Source organism: Streptomyces sp. NPDC048275 (genome assembly GCF_040652275.1).
In the GTDB taxonomy this organism is placed as follows: Bacteria; Actinomycetota; Actinomycetes; order Streptomycetales; family Streptomycetaceae; genus Streptomyces.
The window spans coordinates 1-19349 of record NZ_JBEZLR010000145.1; the positions used below are offsets into that span (position 1 = coordinate 1).

A 19349-nucleotide genomic window follows, 5' to 3' on the forward strand; every position below is an offset into this window, starting at 1 on the left:
GGCGCCTGGAACTTCTGGCAGACCCACCACTGGTACTGAGCAACCAGCACCGAACAACCCGAACGCTCCCCCTGACGCGAAGGCGGCGGCCCCCCCCCGATCCCCGGGACCGCCGCCTTCGCCACACCCACACCCACACACGTGCGCCCTCGTTCTTAGGGATGTACTTCTTAGATGTACGCCACTAAAAATGAGGTCTCATGCCACGACCGCCTCGCCGCAAGATCCCCAAGCCATCCCAGATCTTCGACCGGGACTGGGAGTGGAGCGAGCTGACCGCCTTCGTCTCCGACGAGGAGCCCGGTCCGCGCCTCGGAGTCGTGTCCGGGCGCCGTCGACAGGGGAAGAGCTTCCTGCTCGAAGCTCTGACCGAGGCGACAGGCGGCTTCTACTTCACTGCCGTCGAGGCGACGGCAGCCGAGTCCCTGAGGCTGATCGGTGAGGCGATGGGACGCTTCACCGACGCGCCCGTGCCGCCACGCCCCCGGGACTGGAGCGAAGCCATGGAGCTCCTCTTCGATCTGGCCGCGCAGCGCCCCGTCCCGATCGTCATCGACGAGTTTCCGTATCTGGTCCGGGGCGACGCATCCCTTCCCTCCCGGCTCCAGGCCGCCTTGGGCGTCCGTGGTGGCCGTCATCTGCGCCGGCATCCGCGCCTTCTGCTGTGCGGCAGTGCGATGTCGTTCATGGGGGGACTGCTGTCCGGCACCTCGCCGTTGTACGGCCGCGCCGGACTCGACCTCGTCGTCCACTCCTTGGGGTATCGGGAGGCGGCCGAGTTCTGGAACATCGACGACCCGCGGCTCGCCGTCCTCACACACGCCGTGGTCGGCGGCACTCCTGCCTATCGGCGGGAGTTCGTGGGCGACGACGTACCGACGGGACTCGACGACTTCGACGACTGGGTATGCCGTACGGTCCTCAACCCCGCACGCCCCCTGCAGGGCGAGGCGGAGTTCCTCCTCACCGCCGAACCGGACGTACGCGACCGCGCGCTCTACCACTCCCTCCTGGCGGCGGTCGCAGCCGGCAACCACACCAGCGGCGGCATCGCGAGCACCGTCGGCCGCAAGGCCACCGACACATCCCAGCCGCTGACCGTGCTCAAGCGGTGCGGACTGCTGACCGTGGAACCGGACGCCTTCCGCCGCAACCGCAGCGCGTACCGCATCGCCGAACCTCTGATCACGTTCCACCACGCGGTCGTACGCCCGAACCAGGCCCTGCTGACGCAGCGGCGCAACCCGGCGGCAGCCTGGGCCACCGCCCGGGACACGTTCCTCAGCAAAGTGGTCGGCCCCCACTTCGAGCACCTGTGCCGCGAGTGGGTCTCCTGGCACGCGGAACCCGACACCTTCGGCGGCCTGCCCATCGAGGTCACCTCGGGAACCGTCGCCGATCCCGCCGCGCGCACCTCCCATGAAGTCGACGTCGTCGTGCGCGGCGCGGTCGGCCAGGACCACGGCATCCTGCTGTCGATCGGCGAAGCCAAGTGGAACAAGGTCATGGACGTACGCCACCTCGACCGGCTCCGCCACATCCTCGGACTCCTCACCGCCAAAGGCATCGACACGAGCCACGCCCGCCCCGCCTGTTACAGCGGCATCGGTTTCACCCCGCATCTGCAAGCGGCGGCCGAGCGAGGAGAAGTGGTCCTCGTCGACCTGAAACGCCTGTACGGCGGGGCGTAGAGACGCTGTCCGTGACGCGACGGACACGCGGTGCACGTCGACATCCGAAAGTCCTGCGCGTCCGTGGTGGACTTGAGCGCACTGTGCCCGTCCCGCCGACCGGAGGCACCATGAGCGCAGGGAGCACCGAACCGCAGTCGTACGACCCTGAGGCGCGCGGTCTGCGTCTGGTGCCGGTGCTGCTGATGCTGACCATGGTCAGTGGGCTCATCGACGCGGTGAGCTATCTGGGGCTGGGGCATGTCTTCACCGCGAACATGACCGGCAACGTGGTGGTGCTGGGCTTCGCCGCGGCCGGGGCGCCGGGCTTCTCCGTCCCGCACACGCTGACCTCGCTGGTCTCCTTTCTGGTGGGCGCGGTGGCGGGAGGTCGGATCGCGCGGCGGCTCGGCGGCGGTACGCGCCGGACCTGGGCGCGGGTCACGCTCGCCGTCGAGGCGGCCTTCGTGGGGGTGTCCGCGGTGGTCGCCTTTGCCGCGCCGGGCGCCACCGGCACGACGTACACGCTGATCTCCCTCACGGCCATCGCCATGGGCCTGCGCAACGCGACGGTACGAAAGCTGGGCGTGCCCGACCTGACGACGACGGTCCTGACGATGACGCTGACGGGCCTCGCCTCCGACTCACCGGCCGGGGACGGCTCGGGCAAGCGCTCCCCCCGCCGCACGGGCGCCGTGCTCGCGATGCTCGCGGGCGCACTGCTCGGCGCGTGGCTGGTGCTCCACCACGGGCTGGGCATCCCGCTGCTGATCGCGGCCGTGGTGTCGGGTGTGCTGGCGGTGGCGGCGTCGGGGCGGGAATGACGGCAGTGACTGCAGCTCAGCCGAGACGGCTGTGCCACCGCCGAATGAACGGGCCACAAGGCCGCCCGCACTTGACCGTCAGAGCTTCGCAGAGCCCCAGGGTCGGACGGGCGGCCGTGACCGTCACGGATTTCCGGCGGGCTACCGCTGGTCGAATTTACCGAGGAGCCAGCTGCACAGCTCCTCGGTGATCTTGGTGTGCGCCTCGTTCTGTGAGGCGCACAGGAACTCGTCGAGTTCGCTCTCGCTGGGATCGATGGCGCTGATGTCCGTGTTCAGCAGGGCGGTGGTGTCCAGGTCTCGGATGGCCACCGCGCTGACCGAGGGTACGAAGCAGATCTCGGGGACCGGGGCTTCGGCCTTGCCGAAGGGCAGACTGTTGAGGGTGTTTGCGGCGATGCCGAAGGACGCCAGGGTGCCGCCGGGGGCGCCGTCGATCTCCGGGAGCCCGTCGGTGGTGATCGTCTCGTCCTGCCCGAAGTTCGCTTTCAGCTCGGCGACCACGGCGTCGTCGCCCTCGGACTGGGTGTAGGTGATCGTGCCGGGGAACAGCATCCCGGTGGAGCGGAAAGCGACCACGCCGGGCCGGATCCCCGTGCCCTGGCCGTTTCCGGTGCCGTTGGCGACGCCGATGTTGCGCCGCGTTCGCGTCGGCCAGTTGCCGATGTCCTCCAGGGCGGAGAGGAAGTCGGAGCGTTCCTTGTCCTGCGCGGGAATGCCGTCCACCGTCGCGATGTGCTGCCACATCAGCTCGCGGGAGGCGGCGCTGTTGATCTGGTCCGACAGGCCGCTGTTGGCCGGGTTGCCGCGCTTCATGTAGTGCGCGAACGCCTGCAGACCGATCGGTACCCACGCGCCGCGGTGGGGGCTGTCGTAGGAGAAGTACGTCTCGGTCTCGTGCTTCATCTCCTGGGATTCCATTTTCGCCAGGGCGTAGCGGGTGACCAGGCCGCCCATGCTGAACCCGCCGACCACCAGCGGTTGCTTGCTCCTGCGTTCGTCGACCAGCTTCGTGATGGCCTTGATCACGAATTCGGCGTTTTCGAGGATCGACGCGGAACGCTCTCCGTAACCGAAGATGACCGCGGTCCGGCCGCGGTCACGCAGCTGGCTCATCAGCGGGTACTCGCCCCGCTCGAAGCCGTGGTAGAGCTCGTCCAGCTTGCTGGGCCCGGTGTTGAAGCCGTCGGCCATCAGCACCGGCCGGTCCACACCCTGGTGGTCCTTGCCGTAGTACACCCAGGCGGTGCCGTCGTAGACCGGCACGTAGCCTTCCTCGCCCTCCTCACCCGGGTTGAGGTGGCGGCCGAAGTGCCACGTCTCGTCCGGCGCCGGGGCCGGCGGCGGCTTCGGCGCGGCCAGCGGGGTCACCAGACCGATAGCACCGACGTACTCCTGCTCGCGGGCCGACTGCTCATCGCTCACTGCCATGCTCCCCTTTCCGCAGGCCGCACGACGGCCCCGGGGATGTACGCCCCGGGGCCGTGGCGCGGCCGGTCGACTGAGATGTGGCCTCATCATCAAGGGATAAAATGGGATCTTCCGACTCCCCCGCCGACCGTCCATCACCATGAGTGATTCAGCCCCCACATGGGTTTCGACCTGCGTGCCAGGTGGCCTCACTGCAGAGGGACGGGGTCAGGCCCGCACTCGAACCAGACCGTCTTGCCGACCCCGGGCCCAGGCTCCACCCCCCACTTGTCGACAACCGCGTCAAGCAAGACGAGTCCGCGCCCACCCTCCGCTTCAGGGGACAAGCAGGCGGGCACCACGGGGAGTTGCGGCGAGCCGTCCGCGACTTCCACCCTCACGCCGGTCACCTGCCGCAGCATCAGCAACGCGCAGCGCCGGTCCGGGACATGGCGTACGACGTTGGCGACCAGCTCCGTCACGCCCAGTTCCACGGCGTCCGTCAGCTCGGCCATGTCCCACTCGCGCAGCAACGAGCGGGCGATGCGCCGGATGTGCCGCGCCGAGTGCTCGCTGACGGTGAGGCGCATGGAGTACTGGACGGGGCGGGGCCCCAGGAGCGTGGGGGGAAAGTATTCGTTCACCCTATGAGACTGACCTCGCGCAACTACTCTGGGCTACGGAACGGATACAACCGGTCCCGGAGTGGACCGAGTTGCGTGAGAGGGGCCGCGCGTGACCCACATCAACGTCCTCGACCCGGGCGCTTCACCACTCGACTACTACGGCTTCGAACTGCGCCGTCACCGTGAATCCGCGGGGCTGACACAGAAGCAGCTCGGCGACATCGTCAACTACACCGGCTCGCTGGTGGGCCAGATCGAGACGGCCAGGAAGCTGCCAACTCCGGAGTTCAGCGAGCGGGTTGACGCGGCGCTGGGGACGGGTGGGTTACTGTCCCGGCTCGTCGAGCTGGTGATGCGTAGTCAACTTCCCGCTTGGTTTCAACAGGTGGCGGAGTTGGAGACGCGAGCGGTCGAGATCTGCTCCTTCCAGACGCACATGATCCTCGGCCTCCTCCAGACCAAGGCATACGCGCGCGCCGTGCTGGGCTCGCTGGACGAGACCAACCTCGACGACCGCACCGCCGTACGACTGGCCCGTCAGCGCGTCTTCGAGAAAGGCGAACCGCCGGTCTTCTGGGCGGTCCTGAGTCAGGCCGCGCTGCACCTGGAGATCGGCGCCCCGGCGACCATGCGGGAGCAACTCGCCCACCTGTTGTCTTTCGAGAACAACCCTCGGATCAACATCCAGGTACTGCGGCTCTCGGTCGGAGAACACGCAGGACTACAAGGCTCGTTCGACCTCTATCGCTTCGAGAGCGATCCCACCATCGTCTACACCGAGAGCTACGGCAGCGGGCATCCAACCGCCAACCCAGACACTGTCAAGGACTGCTCACTCCGTTACGATCATCTCCGAGCCGCCGCGCTCTCCCTCAAAGACTCGGCGGGGCTGATCCGGCGCGTGATGGAGGAACGCTATGGCGAACACCGCGATTCCGACGGGGATCCAGTGGCGTAAGTCCAGCTACAGCAGCGACCAGGGCGGCGAGTGCGTCGAATGCGCACCTCTCGGCGCCCTGGCCTGGCGCAAGTCGACCTACAGCGGCGACCAGGGCGGCCAGTGCGTAGAGATCGCCGAAGCCCCCTGCGCCACCATCGCCATCCGAGACTCCAAGAACCCCACCGGCCCGACCCTCGCCGTCGCGCCCGCCACCTTCACCACCTTCGTCTCATGGACCTCTACAGCCGCTGAATGATCGTCCCGGTGGCGAGTCCACCCCCCGCGCACATCGTGATGAGCGCGAACTCCTTGTCCCTGCGCTCCAGTTCATGCAGGGCCGTCGTGATCAGCCGCGCCCCCGTCGCCCCGACCGGGTGCCCGAGCGCGATCCCACCGCCGTTGACATTCACCTTCTCCAGGTCCTGTTCGAAGACCTGGGCCCAGCTCAACACCACGGACGCGAAGGCCTCGTTGATCTCGACGAGGTCGATGTCCTTCAGGGACATCCCGGCCTTCCCCAGCACGGCTCGCGTCGCGTCGATCGGCCCGTCCAGGTGGAAGTGCGGGTCCGAACCCACCAGCGCCTGAGCCACAATCCGCGCGCGCGGGCGCAGCTTCAGCGCCCGCGCCATTCGTTTCGACGCCCACATGATGGCGGCGGCACCGTCCGAGATCTGCGACGAGTTACCCGCCGTATGCACGGCCGTCGGCATCACCGGCTTGAGGCGGGCCAGTGCCTCCATGGACGTGTCGCGCAGACCCTCGTCCCTGTCGACGAGCCGCCACATGCCCTGCCCGGCCCGTTGTTCGTCCTCCGTGGTCGGCACCTGTACGGCGAACGTCTCGCGCTTGAAGCGTTCTTCCGACCAGGCGACGGCGGCACGTTCCTGCGAGACGAGGCCCAGTGAGTCCACGTTCTCGCGCGTGAGACCACGATGGCGCGCGATCCGCTCCGCCGCCTCGAACTGGTTGGGGAGGTCGACGTTCCACTCGTCGGGGAAGGGCTTTCCCGGCCCGTGCTTGGAGCCGGAGCCCAGCGGCACCCGCGACATCGCCTCGACCCCGCAGCTGATGCCCACGTCGATGACGCCCGCCGCGACCATGTTGGCGACCATGTGTGAGGCCTGTTGTGAGGATCCGCACTGGCAGTCGACCGTCGTGGCCGCCGTCTCGTACGGCAGGCCCACGGTGAGCCAGGCGGTGCGTGCGGGGTTCATCGACTGCTCGCCGGCGTGCGTCACCGTGCCGCCGACGATCTGTTCGACGCAGTCGGCGGGGATGCCGGTGCGGCCGAGGAGTTCTCGGTAGGTCTCGCCCAGGAGATAGGCGGGGTGCAGATTGGCGAGCGCGCCACCGCGCTTACCGATGGGCGTCCGTACGGCTTCGACGATCACGGGCTCGGCGGCCATGGGGGGAGTCCTCTCCTCCGGTACCCGCGCGGCGCGGGCGTCCCGGCCACCCGCCACGCAGAACTAGTACGCGTTCTAGTTCTGTGTGCAGTCTGCTGACGCGCTGTCCATCGGCGCAAGGGGCGTGCAGGCCCGGAAGTTGCGATCTGCACGAACTCCGCACGCAATTGCAGGCGCCGCACCCCTTGCTAGTTGTAGAACCGGTTACTACCTTCACGGCAATTCCTGATGGACCGTCAGATGGTGGGAGTTGCCGATGACCTGTCCAGCGCTGCCCGACGGGTTCGACTTCACCGACCCCGATCTACTGCAACACCGCGTGCCCCTGCCGGAGTTCGCCGAACTGCGACAGGCCGAACCGGTCCGCTGGATCCCCCAGTCGGCCAACCTCGCCGGCTTCCAGGACGAGGGCTACTGGGCGGTCACCCGGCACGCGGACGTCAAGTACGTCTCCACGCACCCGGAGCTCTACTCCTCCACCCTCAACACCGCCATCATTCGCTTCAATGAGCACATCGAGCGCGACGCGATCGACGCCCAGCGGCTGATCCTGCTGAACATGGACCCACCCGAGCACACCCGGGTGCGCCAGATCGTGCAGCGCGGTTTCACGCCCCGTGCCATCCGCGCCCTGGAGGACAGGCTGCGCGCCCGCGCCCACGCGATCGTCGAGAGCGCCCGCGCCCACTCCGGGCCCTTCGACTTCGTCACCGAGGTCGCCTGCGAACTGCCCCTCCAGGCGATAGCCGAGCTGATCGGCATACCGCAGGACGACCGGATCAAGATCTTCGACTGGTCCAACAAGATGATCGCGTACGACGACCCGGAGTACGCCATCACCGAGGAGGTCGGCGCCGAGTCGGCCACCGAACTCATCTCGTACGCCATGAACATGGCCGCCGACCGCAAGAAGTGCCCGGCGAAGGACATCGTCAGCACGCTGGTCGCGGCCGAGGACGAGGGCAACCTGAGCTACGACGAGTTCGGCTTCTTCGTGCTGATGCTCTCCGTCGCCGGGAACGAGACCACCCGCAACGCCATCACCCACGGCATGCACGCCTTCCTCACCCACCCCGACCAGTGGGAGCTGTACAAGCGTGAACGCCCGGCGACCACCGCCGAGGAGATCGTCCGCTGGGCCACCCCGGTCAACGCGTTCCAGCGCACCGCCACCCAGGACACCGAGCTCGGGGGCAAGCGGATCAAGAAGGGCGACCGGGTCGGGATCTTCTACGCCTCCGCCAACCACGACCCCGAGGTCTTCGACAACCCGGACGTCCTCGACATCACCCGCGACCCCAACCCCCACCTCGGCTTCGGCGGCGGAGGCCCCCACTACTGCCTCGGCAAGTCCCTCGCCGTCCTGGAGATCGACCTCATGTTCAACGCCATCGCCGACGCGATGCCGAACCTCACCCTGGTCGGTGACCCACGCCGACTGCGCTCAGCCTGGATCAACGGAGTCAAGGAGCTCCAGGTCAGCGCCGTCTGAGGTGCTCGGGCCGACGGCGTTCCCGGCGCCGCCGGCCCGTCTCGAGGGAGGCAGGAGCAACACACCTACGCCCTGCTCCTGCCTCCCCCGTCATGGCTGGGTGTGCGCGGGGGTTCTCGCCGGGTCCAGCTCGCGGATGATGCGGGCGAGGTCGGACGGGGCGGCCGCGAGGCGGACCGGCGTGCCCGCGTCGTCGAGTTCGGCGATGTGCCGGCTGCTGGGGACGGTGTCGCCGTCGCTGCCAGTTCGGCGTCAGCTCGGCGTCCGGCTGCCCGTCGCCGGGACCGGCTCCTGCGTGCCGACCTCCACGGGTTTCATCAGGGGCCCGGGCCGCGGGCCCTGGAGCAGATAGGTCAGGCCGAAGCCCGCGCCGACGACGGCCGCGCCGCCCACCGCGTCCAGCACCCAGTGATTGCCGGTGGCGACGATCGCCGAGGCCGTGAACAGCGGGTGCAGCAGGCCGAGCGCCTTCATCCACCACTTGGGGGCGAGAATCGCGATCACCAGGCCGCACCACAGGGACCAGCCGAAGTGCAGCGAGGGCATCGCCGCGTACTGGTTGGTCAGCGCGGTCAGCGTGCCGTAGTCCGGCTTGGAGAAGTCCTGCACGCCGTGCACGGTGTCGATGACGCCGAGCCCCGGCATCAGGCGCGGCGGGGCGAGGGGGTAGAGCCAGAAACCGACGAGTGCGAACAGGGTGGCGAAGCCGAGCGCCGAGCGCGCCCAACGGTAGTCGGCGGGGCGGCGGACGTAGAGCACGGCGAGGACGGAGAGCGGGACGACGAAGTGGAACGACGTGTAGTAGAAGTCGAAGAAGTCCCGCAGCCACTCGACCTTGACCACGGCGTGGTTGGCCCAGAGCTCGATGTCGATGTGCAGGAACCGCTCGATGGAGAGGATCTCGTCGCCGTGGTGCTCGGCGGTGACCCGGCCGCCCGTGTTGGTGCCGCCCGTCGCCGCGAGCCTGACCTGCTGGTAAGCGGAGTAGCCGACCCGGATCAGGAGGAGTTCGAGGAGCAGGTTCGGGCGGGTGAGGACGCGACGCAGGAAGGGGAGCAGCGGTATGTGCTTCCAGCGGGCCGGGACGGACTCCGTGTAGTCGGTGGGGATCGGCGCCCGGTAGTACTCCGAGGTGCGGGACAGGAACGGGACGACGAGGGCGGCGGCGAGCGCGGCCAGCAGCACCACGTTGTCGCGCAGCGGGTAGAGCGCCGACATGTTCGGCAGCATCATCTTCGCGGGCAGCGTCATGACGAGGATGACGGCGACGGGCCACATATAGCGGTCCGAGGTCTTCCTGCCGACGCGGCCGACCAGCGCGAGCAGCACCCACAGCAGCTGGTGCTGCCAGGACGTGGGCGAGACGGCGACCGCGACACAGCCGGTGATCGCGACGGCCAGGAGCAGCTGTCCGTCCTGTGCGTAGCGCACGGCGCGGCGCAGCCCGAGGACCGCGACGGCCGCGCCGAGCAGCAGGAACAGCCCGATCTCCAGCGGGCCGTTGAGTCCGAGCCGCAGCAGCGCGCCGTGCAGCGACTGGTTGGTGAGGTCGTCCGCGTCCCGGCCGAGACCGACGCCCGCCAGGTGGTTCACCCAGTAGGTGGTGGAGTCGTGCGGCAGCGCGGCCCAGGCGAGCGCGGTGACGGCGGCGAAGGTGATCCCGGTGGTGGCGGCGGCGCGGCGGCGCCCGGTGAACCAGAGCAGCGGCGCGAAGAGCAGCACGGTCGGCTGGAGCGCCGCCGCGAGGCCGATCAGGATGCCGCTCGCGCGCTCCCCGCGGACGGCGAGGCAGCCGAGCAGGACGAGCAGCACGGGGATGATGCTGGTCTGGCCGAGGTTGAGGGCGTTGCGCACCGGCAGCGACAGCATCAGCAGGCTGATCGCCACGGGTGCGGCGAGCAGGGACGTACGTCGACTCACGGGCTTGGGCAGGGCGCGCGCCGCGACCAGGCCGAGCGCGACGACCAGCAGCAGCGTGCCGAAGGTCCAGCCCCAGCCGAGCGCCTGCTCGGCCGCGCGGGTGAGCGGTTTGAGGACGAGCCCGCCGAACGGGGTGCCGGTGAACTGCGTCGAGTCGTACAGCGACCCCTTCACTTGCAGGACGCCGTCGGGTCCGACCCAGGTCTCCAGGTCTGTCAGCCGTTCCCCTTTCGGGGTACTGAGGACGGCGGCGACCTGCCGTATCGCGAGGACCGTGGCGATCAGCCACAGCCCGATCCGCATCGCGCTCAGCCGTTCCTTCGCCGTCCCGGCCGCCCCCGCCCCGAAGGCGTTACCCGCTGTCCCGCCGTGCTCAACGTTCGCCACGCCCCGTCGGCCCTCCCGCCCCGTTCGCCTGTTCAAACCCCTATGAGGCTCGCACCGCCCCCACGGAGAGACGCAGGCAACCCCCACTTCACCTGACGTCCTCTCCTTCTTTGTCCGAATGACGATAGTGCGCGGACGGTTCGGTTCCGCCCCCGGTCCGCGACAAAGGTCACAGGCAGGCCCCCGGAAATCCCCTCCGGGCCCGGCCGTCGCCCCTGCGTACAGGGCGTTTGCCTGCACTGTGCATCGAGTTGCGTACGGCACGTAATGCGGCGGAGTGCCCCTATGGTCGCTTTTTGGTCCGCCCCGGGTTCACCCCCGTCGGCGGACCACGTCCTTGTCCCCGTCGAAAGGCAGGCGAGCGGAATCTTGCCGACCGTCACACGCGACACCGCCGTAGCGCCCGAAGCTCCTGTCGCCCCCCAGGCCCCTGTCCGTACCGAAGCAGCCACCGTCACCGACCCGGCACTGGTCAAGCGCGCCGTGAAGGCGGCGGCCCTCGGCAACGCGATGGAGTGGTTCGACTTCGGCGTCTACAGCTACATCGCGGTGACGCTGGGCAAGGTCTTCTTCCCGTCGAGCAACCCCACCGCCCAGCTGCTCTCCACCTTCGGCGCCTTCGCCGCGGCCTTCCTCGTCCGCCCGCTCGGCGGCATGGTCTTCGGTCCGCTCGGTGACCGCGTCGGCCGGCAGAAGGTCCTCGCCGTCACCATGATCATGATGGCGATCGGCACCTTCGCGATCGGCCTGATCCCGTCGTACGCGACGATCGGCGTGGGTGCGCCCATCCTGCTGCTGCTGGCCCGGCTCGTGCAGGGCTTCTCCACCGGTGGCGAGTACGCGGGCGCGTCCACCTTCATCGCCGAGTACGCGCCCGACAAGAAGCGCGGCTTCTTCGGCAGCTGGCTGGAGTTCGGCACCCTCGCCGGATACATCGGCGGCGCGGGCCTGGTCACCCTCATGACCGCCTTCCTGTCCACCGAGGACCTGCTGTCCTGGGGCTGGCGCGTGCCGTTCCTGATCGCGGGCCCGATGGGCATCGTCGGGCTGTATCTGCGGATGCGCCTGGAGGAGACCCCGGCGTTCGCGGCGGAGGTCGAGAAGTCGGAGCGGGAGCGCCCGAAGGTGCGACTGCGCGAGATGGTCACGGGTCAGTGGCGGGCGCTGCTGCTCTGCATGGGTCTGGTGCTGGTCTTCAACGTCACCGACTACATGCTGCTGTCGTACATGCCGAGCTATCTGACGAGCGAGCTGAAGTACGACGAGACGCACGGACTGCTGGTCGTCCTCGGCGTGATGGCGCTGATGATGATCGTGCAGCCCTTCGCGGGCGCCCTCACCGACCGGATCGGCCGTCGCCCGGTCATCGCCGCGGGCTGCGTCGGCTTCCTGGCCCTGTCCGTCCCGGCCATCCTGCTGATCCGCCAGGGCAGCCTGCTCGCGGTCGCGCTCGGCATGGGCGCGCTGGGGCTGCTGCTGGTGTGCTTCACGTCCTCGATGCCCGCCGCGCTGCCCGCGCTCTTCCCGACGCGGGTCCGCTACGGCTCGCTCTCCATCGGCTTCAACGTCTCCGTCTCACTCTTCGGCGGCACGACCCCGCTGGTGGTGACGGCGCTCATCGGGGCGACCGGGAACATGATGATGCCCGCGTACTACATGATGGCCGCGGCCGTCATCGGCGGCGCGGCGGTGTGGTTCATGGCGGAGTGTGCCGGCCGACCGCTCCCGGGTTCCGCCCCGGCGGTCGAGGGCACCGCCGCCGATCGGCTGACCTGAGCCCGGCCACACGGGCAAACCGGCTGACAAGCACATGCACCGCCGCTAGATTCGTCCACGAAACTAGTTAGCTGATCTAACTAGGCGTACGAAAGGCATGGTGCATGAGCGAGTCGCAGCTCTGGAACGACGTCGACGACTACTTCTCCACCCTCCTCTCCCCCGCCGACGAGACCCTGGCCGCGGCGCTGCGCGACAGCGACGCGGCCGGGCTGCCCCCGATCAACGTCGCGCCGAACCAGGGCAAGCTGCTCCAGCTCCTCGCTCAGATCCAGGGCGCACGCCGCATCCTCGAGATCGGCACGCTCGGCGGCTACAGCACGATCTGGCTGGGCCGCGCACTCCCCGCCGACGGCCGGCTGATCACCTTCGAGTACGAGGCCATGCACGCCGAGGTTGCCCGCCGCAACCTCGCCCGCGCGGGCCTCGACAAGATCTCCGAGGTGCGGGTGGGCCCCGCACTGGAGTCGCTGCCGAAACTGGCCGAGGAGAATCCTGAGCCCTTCGACTTCGTCTTCATCGACGCGGACAAGGTGAACAACCCGCACTACATCGAGTGGGCCCTCAAGCTCACCCGCCCCGGCAGCGTGATCGTTCTCGACAATGTCGCGCGCGAAGGCCGGGTCGTCGACGCGGGCAGCCCCGACCCGAGCGTGCGGGGCACCCGGTCCGCGCTCGAACTGATCGCCTCCCACCCGAAGTTGAGCGGTACGGCGATCCAGACGGTGGGCAGCAAGGGGTACGACGGGTTCGCGCTGGCGCGGGTGCTGCCGTGACCGGCTTCCGGCTTCACACCTCGTGGTAGAAGCCCACGTTCACGCTGTGCGGGCCGGTGCGGTCGAGGATGACGATCTCCCCGGAGCCGCCCGCGGGGAGCGTCGCCGTCCCGCCGTACGGGAGAGGCTGGGTCGGCAGGCCGGCCAGCGTCAGCCGTACCTCGGAGGAGGGGTCCGGACGTGACCCGCGCAGCCACGTGACCTGCCAGGAGCCGTCCGGGCCGCACAGGAACTCCAGATGCACCCGGGAGACGAACAGCCAGTCGTCGGGGGTCACGAGACGGCACACGGTCCGGTCCCGGCCCACCCGCAGCATGGCGCCGGGCTCGCTCGGTGCGTCGGCCATCAGCATTCCGGCCGTCGCACCGGCGTCCGCCCCGGTGACCGAGGCCATGGTGAGTTCGAGCACGTGCGCTCCTTCGTGTTCCAGCGGTTCAGCTGTGCAGCGGTCCAGTGGATCAGGTCCAGTGGATCAATTGTCCTCGTGCCGGGCGTGGTTGACGCACCGCCGCCGCATGATAGATCGGCCCATCGTCCGATCGGGCGTTCTCCGGCACAATGGACGTATGACCGAGCGCAAGCCACCCGGCGTCAGCTTCGAGTCCTGGGTCGACAAACAGATCCGCGAGGCGGAGGCCCGCGGCGATTTCGCCGACCTCCCCGGCGCGGGCAAGCCGATGCCCGAGGTGACCGACACGTCGTACGACGAACTGTGGTGGGTCAAGCGGAAGATGGCCCGCGAGGGACTTTCGGTGCTGCCGCCGACGCTGGCCCTGCGCAAGGAGGCCGAGGACGCGCTCGCGGCGGCCTCCGTGGCCCCCTCGGAGCGGGCCGTGCGCCGGATCGTCGAGGACATCAACGCCAAGATCCGCGAGGTCATGTTCAAGCCGCCGCCGGGGCCTCCCCTCGGCCTCAAGCCGTACGACGTGGACGAGATCGTCCGGGAGTGGCGCGAGCGCCGGGCCGGGTGACCACGTCGACGCGTGAGGCCGCGCCCCGGGACATGGTCCGGGACGCGGCCTCACGGTTACCGAGTGCGGCAGCGCGGGTTCAAAGGTGCAGGAGTCGCTCGGTGACCTCCCGGTAGTCGCGCAGGGCCAGGCGCAGCCGCTCGGTGTCGGGCGACCCGCCCTTACCGGCCTCCTGCCAGGACGTGCGCAGCGTCCGACGGCGCTGGGCCACGGCGTCCGTGAACCGGGCGGTGAGCTCTTCGAGGACGTGGTCGGCCTCCTCGACGGACGCCCGCGGGCCGTCGACGAACTCACCCACCGCGTGCTGCAACCGCACCGCGTACTTGTCGCACTCGTCGTGCGACAGCAGCGCACCGTTGCCGCCCCCGTGCGGGGTTTCACGCCGTGCGGTGCGGGTGGAGGCGTCCGCCCCGGTGCGGGTGAGGTCGTCCGCCCCGGTGCGAGTGAGGTCGTCCGCCCCGGTGCGGGTGAGGTCGTCCCGCCGGGCACGGGCGGACTCGTCCCGCCCCGTGCGGGTGAGGTCATCCCGCCCGGCGCGGGTGCGCTCGTCTTGCCCCGTGCGGGTGAGGTCATCCCGCCCGGCGCGGGTGCGCTCGTCTTGCCCCGTGCGGGTGGACTCGTAGTTTCCGGTGCGGGTGGGCTCGCGGGACCGGCGGTCGTCGCCGGGCTCACCCGGGGCGCTGCCGGCGGGCCCGCGGGCAACGCCCTCGACCTCACTGGAAGTCCGTGTGCCGGGGGCCTGCCGGGGTGCCTCCCCGGGCTCGTAAGAGGCCGGGTCTGCGGGCGTGCCCGTCGCGAAGACGCGGCCCGGCATCTCCTCACGAGGCGTCGCCTCACGACGTGCGGTGTCCTCGTTGCCGTTGTCCGGTGTCATCTTCTTCACCTTCTTCAACTCCCCTTCGCATGGCGCCTGGTGAGCACGCGCGGCAGGTGTGGGCGATCGTCGGGGGCGGGTTCCTCGGGGCGTACGGTGTCCTCGCGGGTCGGGGACACCAGGTCCTGGAACAGGGCGCGGGCCTCGACCATGGCCTCGCGGAGTTCTTCCGTGCCGGCGTGGCCGTCCGGAGTTCGGGTGTGCGCGGCGCGGTGCACGCGCCGGTATCCGTGGACATGGTGTCCGTGGTGGACGGAGAGCGCGGCGAACTGCTCCTCGTAGTGGCCGCCATCGGGGAAGCCTCGCTCGCCGGCCAGTTCGGCGAGCAGCCGGTCCGCCTCGGTCACCGCCTCCTGGGGCGAGTCGACGAAGTGTTCCTGGACGGCCGTCCAGCGGGCCGCGTACTCCTCGCGGGCCGCCGGTTCCAGCGGCCGCTCCCGCAGCGAGCCATGCTGCCTCACCCGCTCGGCGAGGTCGTGCTCGGCGGCGCGGGTGTCGCCGCCGTGCTGGGCGACGGCAGCGTCGTACTCGGGCCCGAAGCGCCGCCGCAGTGTGCGCCCGCCCTGCGGCCTGCGGGTGAGGAGGGTCAGGACGGCGGCGACAACGACAACAGCCGCCACGAACACGATCAGAGCGATGATCACGCCTGTGGACATGGGTGCGTGCCTTCCGGGATTCTCGACCCAGTCGGGCCGGTTCCCGGTCCGAGTTGCCCGGAACACCGCGCTCAAACAGCTCCGTCACACCCGTGTCCGTTGCGGGCGCGGGACCGCCCCTTCGTGGGGGCGCTCCGCGTCGGAGCCGCACATTTCGGCGTTCAGCTCCTCGACCAACTTGGCCAGGTCGGTCGGCCGGTCCGGGCCCCACCAGTCGCCGAGCAGCTCCGCGAGGGACTCCTCACGGGCCTTGGCCAGTTTCCCGGCGGCCACCCGACCCTGGTCGGTGAGCACGAGGTCGAGCCCCTCGCGGGCGGCGAGCCGGCGCTCCTCGAGCTGGCGCGCCGCGGCGAGCACGACGGTCAGCGGTACGGTGCTGCGCTCGGCCAGCAGCGCGGGCTCGGCCCAGCCGTACTTCTTGATCCGCAGCAGCAGCCAGCTCGCGGCGGGCAGCAGGTCGTACCCCGCCCGCGCGGTGATCTTCTCGTAGATCTCGCGCCGCCCCTCCCGGCTGCCGAGCACGGACAGCGCGCGGCACACCTCGTCGTACGACGACCGCTGCACCGGGTTGGAGGCCAGCGTCTCGGTGATGTCCGGCGCCGTGACCGACCCCCGCAGCTTGTCCTCGTGCAGGAACCAGGCCAGCAAGAAGCCGACGACGGCGACCGGGGCGGCATACAGGAAGACGTCGGTGATCGACGAGGCGTACGCGTGCAGGACGGGCTGTCGCAGCGCGGCCGGCAGCTCGGCGATGCCCTTCGGGTCGGCCTTGAGCGCGTCCGGGGTGATGCCCGCCGGGAGCTGCTGTCCGCTGAGCACCTGCGTCAGTTTGTCGCCGAGGCGGCTCGCGAAGACCGAGCCGAAGATGGCCACGCCGAACGCGGCGCCGATGGAGCGGAAGAAGGTGGCGCCGGAGGTGGCGACGCCCAGATCCTCGTACGAGACCGCGTTCTGCACGATCAGGACCAGCACCTGCATGACCAGACCGAGGCCCAGGCCGAAGACGAAGAAGTAGATGCTCATCTCGCCGACGCCGCTGTTCTCGTCGAGCTGGTGGAGCAGGAGCAGACCGATGGCCGTGACCGCCGTGCCCGCGACGGGGAACACCTTCCAGCGGCCGGTACGGCTGACGATCTGGCCGGAGACGGTGGAGGCGAGCAGCAGACCGAACACCATCGGCAGCATGTGCACGCCGGACAGGGTGGGACTCACGCCCTGGACGACCTGGAGGAACGTCGGCAGGTAGGTCATCGCGCCGAACATCGCGAAGCCGACGATGAAGCTGATGACGGCGGAGAGCGTGAAGGTGCGGATGCGGAACAGTTTGAGCGGGAGGACGGGTTCGGCGACCCGCTGCTCCACGGCCACGAAGGCCAGGGCCAGGACCACGCCCAGCAAGGCGAGGCCGATGATCTGCGGCGAGCTCCAGCCCCAGGTGGTGCCGCCGAGCGAGGCCACCAGGACCAGGCAGGTGGCGACCGCGGCGATGAGCAAGGTGCCGAGGTAGTCGATGACGTGCTCGGCGGACTTCCTGGGGATGTGCAGGACCGTCGCGATGACGATGAGTGCGACCACGCCGATGGGCAGGTTGATGTAGAAGACCCAACGCCAGCTGAGGTGCTCGGTGAAGAACCCGCCGAGCAGCGGTCCGAGCACGCTCGTCGTACCGAAGACCGCACCGAACAGGCCCTGGTACTTACCCCGTTCACGCGGCGGGACGATGTCACCGACGATCGCCATGGACAGCACCATCAGGCCACCGCCGCCGAGACCCTGCAGCGCCCGGAAGCCGATGAGTTCGGGCATGTTCTGCGCCATGCCGCACAGGGCCGAGCCGACCAGGAAGATCAGGATCGCGGCCTGGAACAGCCTCTTACGGCCGTACTGGTCGCCGAGTTTGCCCCACAGCGGTGTCGCCGCGGTCGACGCGAGCAGATACGCGGTGACCACCCACGACAGATGCTCCAGGCCGCCGAGTTCGCTGACGATGGTGGGCAGCGCGGTCGACACGATCGTCTGGTCGAGGGCGGCCAGCAGCATGCCGAGCAGCAGCGCGCCGATGGAGACGACGACACCGCCGTGCACCTCTTCCCGGGCGTCGACGGCAGCCGCCGAGCGCCTGCGCAGGGCCGACTCGTTCACGCCGTACGGCGCGTCCGGGCCGTGCGGTGCGTCGGGGCCGTGCGGTGCGTCCGGGTCGTGCACGTCGCGGGGTGTGTCGCCCGTCATACGGACCTCCCGTGAGCCCGAGGGTCTCGGTCACCCTCCATGGTGGTCGGTATGGCCGGTTATGGCCTGTTGAATCCAATGAACCCCGCGAATCGTGCGATTCCTGCGGAGGCTGGGATTCCGGGGGCTCACGGGAGATTGTGTGAGGCATGTGGATAACCTCGGGAGTTCTGCAGGGGGAGTTCTTAGGGGAGTCTCCGGAGCCTCAGGGGGAGGGACCCGACGCGTGACCGAATCGAACGGGCATGTCTGCCCCGAGTGCGCGGCGCCCCGGACGCCCGACGGCACCCCGTCCTGCGCCTGCACACAACGGGCGTCCGACGCCCTGCGCGACGCCCGCACGGCGGAGGCAGCCGCGGCGGAGGACTTCGACCCGCTGCGGATACGTCCTTATGTCGAGCTGGGGGTGGGCGCCGGGCCGAGGCCGGACGCCGAGCCGCAGACGACGGCCGAGCCGACGCCGGATACCTGGCTGGAGACCGGCGGACCGGCCGGCGGGTCGGAGGACTCACCGGAGCCGGGCCCGGCCCGGGCGCTTGGCCCGGAGGACGAGCCGCCCCGGCGTCGGCGGCGTACGGCGCTGCTGGCCGTCGCCGTGGCCTGTGTGGCCGCCGTGGCGGCGGCGGGGTTGGCGAGCGGGCTGTTCTCGTACGACACCCCCGCGCGGGACAGCGCGTCGCCGGACGACATACGGGCGAGCGTGCCGGAGCCGTCGCGGACGTCCACCTCGGCGTCGCCGACCGAAAGGGCGTCGTCCACGGTGTCGGCGCCGGCCCCGGTGGTCACGCCCACCAAGAGTTCGTCCCCCTCGCCGACACGCTCGCGCGTGTCGGCGACGCCGTCCCGGTCGGCCACCCCGTCACAGACGGCGCCCACCGCCCCGACCAGCAGCACGGCGACACCCAGTAACAGTGCCTCGGACGACGAAGCCGCCCAGATCCTGCGCCCCGGAGACAAGGGCTCCGAGGTCACCGAACTCCAGCTGCGCCTACGCCAGTTGTCCCTCTACGTCGGCACCACCGACGGCTCCTACTCCAACCAGGTCGAGGACGCCGTACGCCGCTACCAGTGGGCCCGCGGCATCACGGCCGACGAACAGGGCGTGTACGGCGCGGCGACGCGGGCGAGCCTGGAGGCGGAGACGACGGAGCCGCAGGCCGTGGGCCGTGATGCCGAGAGCCGTGATTCCGCGGACCGCGATCAGTAAGCCGCAAGCCGCAAGTCGCAGGTCGCAGGTCGCAGGAGCATTCGGAAGCGACGCTCGGAGCTGCCCGTGCTCCGATCCGCTGGCCGACTAGGGCCTGTCCGGCGGATCAAGTCGCAGGAAATCGGCGGCGCCCTATAAACGCTGGTGAGCGGGGTCTGGTGCGTCCAACTGCAAGGCGGAGG

16 protein-coding genes and 1 pseudogene are annotated in these 19349 nt (G+C 69.7%); 9 read left to right on the forward strand and 8 right to left on the reverse strand.

Features of this window, described 5'->3' with window-relative positions; all coding sequences use genetic code 11:
• Positions 1-200 precede the first annotated feature (200 nt).
• Positions 201-1691 (forward strand): ATP-binding protein, encoded by a 1491-nt coding sequence (locus tag AB0D57_RS44210; protein ID WP_362087775.1) that lies wholly within the window; start codon positions 201-203, stop codon positions 1689-1691.
• A gap of 110 nt (positions 1692-1801) precedes the next feature.
• A complete protein-coding gene (locus AB0D57_RS44215; RefSeq protein WP_362087778.1) occupies positions 1802-2494 on the forward strand; it encodes a YoaK family protein in 693 nt (230 codons plus the stop codon).
• A gap of 141 nt (positions 2495-2635) precedes the next feature.
• On the opposite strand, the gene AB0D57_RS44220 is transcribed toward AB0D57_RS44215, so the two are convergent.
• Both AB0D57_RS44220 and AB0D57_RS44225 read right to left on the reverse strand, forming a co-directional pair.
• Positions 2636-3919, reverse strand: coding sequence for a hypothetical protein (locus tag AB0D57_RS44220; RefSeq protein WP_362087781.1), 1284 nt, complete (start codon positions 3917-3919; stop codon positions 2636-2638).
• 194 nt (positions 3920-4113) lie between these two features.
• Positions 4114-4548 (reverse strand): ATP-binding protein, encoded by a 435-nt coding sequence (locus AB0D57_RS44225; protein ID WP_362087784.1) that lies wholly within the window; start codon positions 4546-4548, stop codon positions 4114-4116.
• A gap of 91 nt (positions 4549-4639) precedes the next feature.
• Here AB0D57_RS44225 and AB0D57_RS44230 point away from each other — a divergent pair, with 91 nt between their 5' ends.
• Both AB0D57_RS44230 and AB0D57_RS44235 read left to right on the forward strand, forming a co-directional pair.
• On the forward strand, positions 4640-5488 hold the full coding sequence (locus tag AB0D57_RS44230; protein ID WP_362087787.1) for a helix-turn-helix transcriptional regulator: 849 nt from the start codon (positions 4640-4642) through the stop codon (positions 5486-5488).
• The gene (locus AB0D57_RS44235) at positions 5448-5726 is read left to right on the forward strand and encodes a DUF397 domain-containing protein (protein WP_362087790.1); all 279 of its coding nucleotides are present in this window, start codon (positions 5448-5450) and stop codon (positions 5724-5726) included. Before AB0D57_RS44230 ends, AB0D57_RS44235 begins: the two co-directional genes overlap by 41 nt.
• Here the strand turns inward: AB0D57_RS44235 and AB0D57_RS44240 are convergent.
• A complete protein-coding gene (locus tag AB0D57_RS44240) occupies positions 5710-6879 on the reverse strand; it encodes a steroid 3-ketoacyl-CoA thiolase (RefSeq protein WP_362087793.1) in 1170 nt (389 codons plus the stop codon). The genes AB0D57_RS44235 and AB0D57_RS44240 overlap by 17 nt on opposite strands.
• Positions 6880-7135: 256 nt before the next feature.
• On the opposite strand from AB0D57_RS44240, the gene AB0D57_RS44245 reads away from it, so the two are divergent.
• Positions 7136-8371 (forward strand): cytochrome P450, encoded by a 1236-nt coding sequence (locus AB0D57_RS44245; RefSeq protein ID WP_362087796.1) that lies wholly within the window; start codon positions 7136-7138, stop codon positions 8369-8371.
• A 252-nt stretch (positions 8372-8623) separates the two neighbouring features.
• On the opposite strand, the gene AB0D57_RS44250 is transcribed toward AB0D57_RS44245, so the two are convergent.
• Positions 8624-10678 (reverse strand): bifunctional glycosyltransferase 87/phosphatase PAP2 family protein, encoded by a 2055-nt coding sequence (locus AB0D57_RS44250; protein WP_362087799.1) that lies wholly within the window; start codon positions 10676-10678, stop codon positions 8624-8626.
• Between the two features lie 369 nt (positions 10679-11047).
• Here AB0D57_RS44250 and proP point away from each other — a divergent pair, with 369 nt between their 5' ends.
• Positions 11048-12454, forward strand: a complete 1407-nt coding sequence (gene proP, locus AB0D57_RS44255) for a glycine betaine/L-proline transporter ProP (protein WP_362087802.1) — start codon at positions 11048-11050, stop codon at positions 12452-12454.
• 104 nt (positions 12455-12558) lie between these two features.
• Positions 12559-13230: an O-methyltransferase gene (locus tag AB0D57_RS44260; protein ID WP_362087805.1), complete on the forward strand. Its 672-nt coding sequence runs from the start codon at positions 12559-12561 to the stop codon at positions 13228-13230.
• A gap of 13 nt (positions 13231-13243) precedes the next feature.
• Here AB0D57_RS44260 and AB0D57_RS44265 read toward each other — a convergent pair whose 3' ends face one another.
• Positions 13244-13639 carry a hypothetical protein gene (locus tag AB0D57_RS44265; protein ID WP_362087809.1) on the reverse strand — a complete coding sequence of 132 codons (396 nt, stop codon included), beginning with the start codon at positions 13637-13639 and terminating at the stop codon, positions 13244-13246.
• Between the two features lie 157 nt (positions 13640-13796).
• Here AB0D57_RS44265 and AB0D57_RS44270 point away from each other — a divergent pair, with 157 nt between their 5' ends.
• Entirely contained in the window at positions 13797-14201 is a 405-nt protein-coding gene (locus tag AB0D57_RS44270; protein ID WP_362087812.1) for a DUF1992 domain-containing protein, read from the forward strand.
• 79 nt (positions 14202-14280) lie between these two features.
• Here AB0D57_RS44270 and AB0D57_RS44275 read toward each other — a convergent pair.
• From AB0D57_RS44275 to AB0D57_RS44285, 3 genes and pseudogenes are all read right to left on the reverse strand, one after another.
• Positions 14281-14550: pseudogene (locus tag AB0D57_RS44275) on the reverse strand (hypothetical protein); the annotation flags it as partial.
• 539 nt (positions 14551-15089) lie between these two features.
• The gene (locus AB0D57_RS44280; protein WP_362087815.1) at positions 15090-15731 is read right to left on the reverse strand and encodes a hypothetical protein; all 642 of its coding nucleotides are present in this window, start codon (positions 15729-15731) and stop codon (positions 15090-15092) included.
• An 84-nt stretch (positions 15732-15815) separates the two neighbouring features.
• Positions 15816-17960, reverse strand: a complete 2145-nt coding sequence (locus AB0D57_RS44285; RefSeq protein ID WP_362087818.1) for a DHA2 family efflux MFS transporter permease subunit — start codon at positions 17958-17960, stop codon at positions 15816-15818.
• A 226-nt stretch (positions 17961-18186) separates the two neighbouring features.
• Between AB0D57_RS44285 and AB0D57_RS44290 the strand changes: the two genes are divergently transcribed.
• Positions 18187-19167 (forward strand): peptidoglycan-binding protein, encoded by a 981-nt coding sequence (locus tag AB0D57_RS44290; RefSeq protein ID WP_362087821.1) that lies wholly within the window; start codon positions 18187-18189, stop codon positions 19165-19167.
• Positions 19168-19349 lie beyond the last annotated feature (182 nt).

Bases quoted from the DNA above. Each gene is read 5' to 3' on its own strand.
- AB0D57_RS44235 (WP_362087790.1), top strand. From the start codon at position 5,448: ATGGCGAACACCGCGATTCCGACGGGGATCCAGTGGCGTAAGTCCAGC.
- AB0D57_RS44215 (WP_362087778.1), top strand. From the start codon at position 1,802: ATGAGCGCAGGGAGCACCGAACCGCAGTCGTACGACCCTGAGGCGCGC.
- AB0D57_RS44270 (WP_362087812.1), top strand. From the start codon at position 13,797: ATGACCGAGCGCAAGCCACCCGGCGTCAGCTTCGAGTCCTGGGTCGAC.
- AB0D57_RS44245 (WP_362087796.1), top strand. From the start codon at position 7,136: ATGACCTGTCCAGCGCTGCCCGACGGGTTCGACTTCACCGACCCCGAT.
- AB0D57_RS44240 (WP_362087793.1), bottom strand. From the start codon at position 6,879: ATGGCCGCCGAGCCCGTGATCGTCGAAGCCGTACGGACGCCCATCGGT.
- AB0D57_RS44285 (WP_362087818.1), bottom strand. From the start codon at position 17,960: ATGACGGGCGACACACCCCGCGACGTGCACGACCCGGACGCACCGCAC.
- AB0D57_RS44210 (WP_362087775.1), top strand. From the start codon at position 201: ATGCCACGACCGCCTCGCCGCAAGATCCCCAAGCCATCCCAGATCTTC.
- AB0D57_RS44260 (WP_362087805.1), top strand. From the start codon at position 12,559: ATGAGCGAGTCGCAGCTCTGGAACGACGTCGACGACTACTTCTCCACC.
- AB0D57_RS44280 (WP_362087815.1), bottom strand. From the start codon at position 15,731: ATGTCCACAGGCGTGATCATCGCTCTGATCGTGTTCGTGGCGGCTGTT.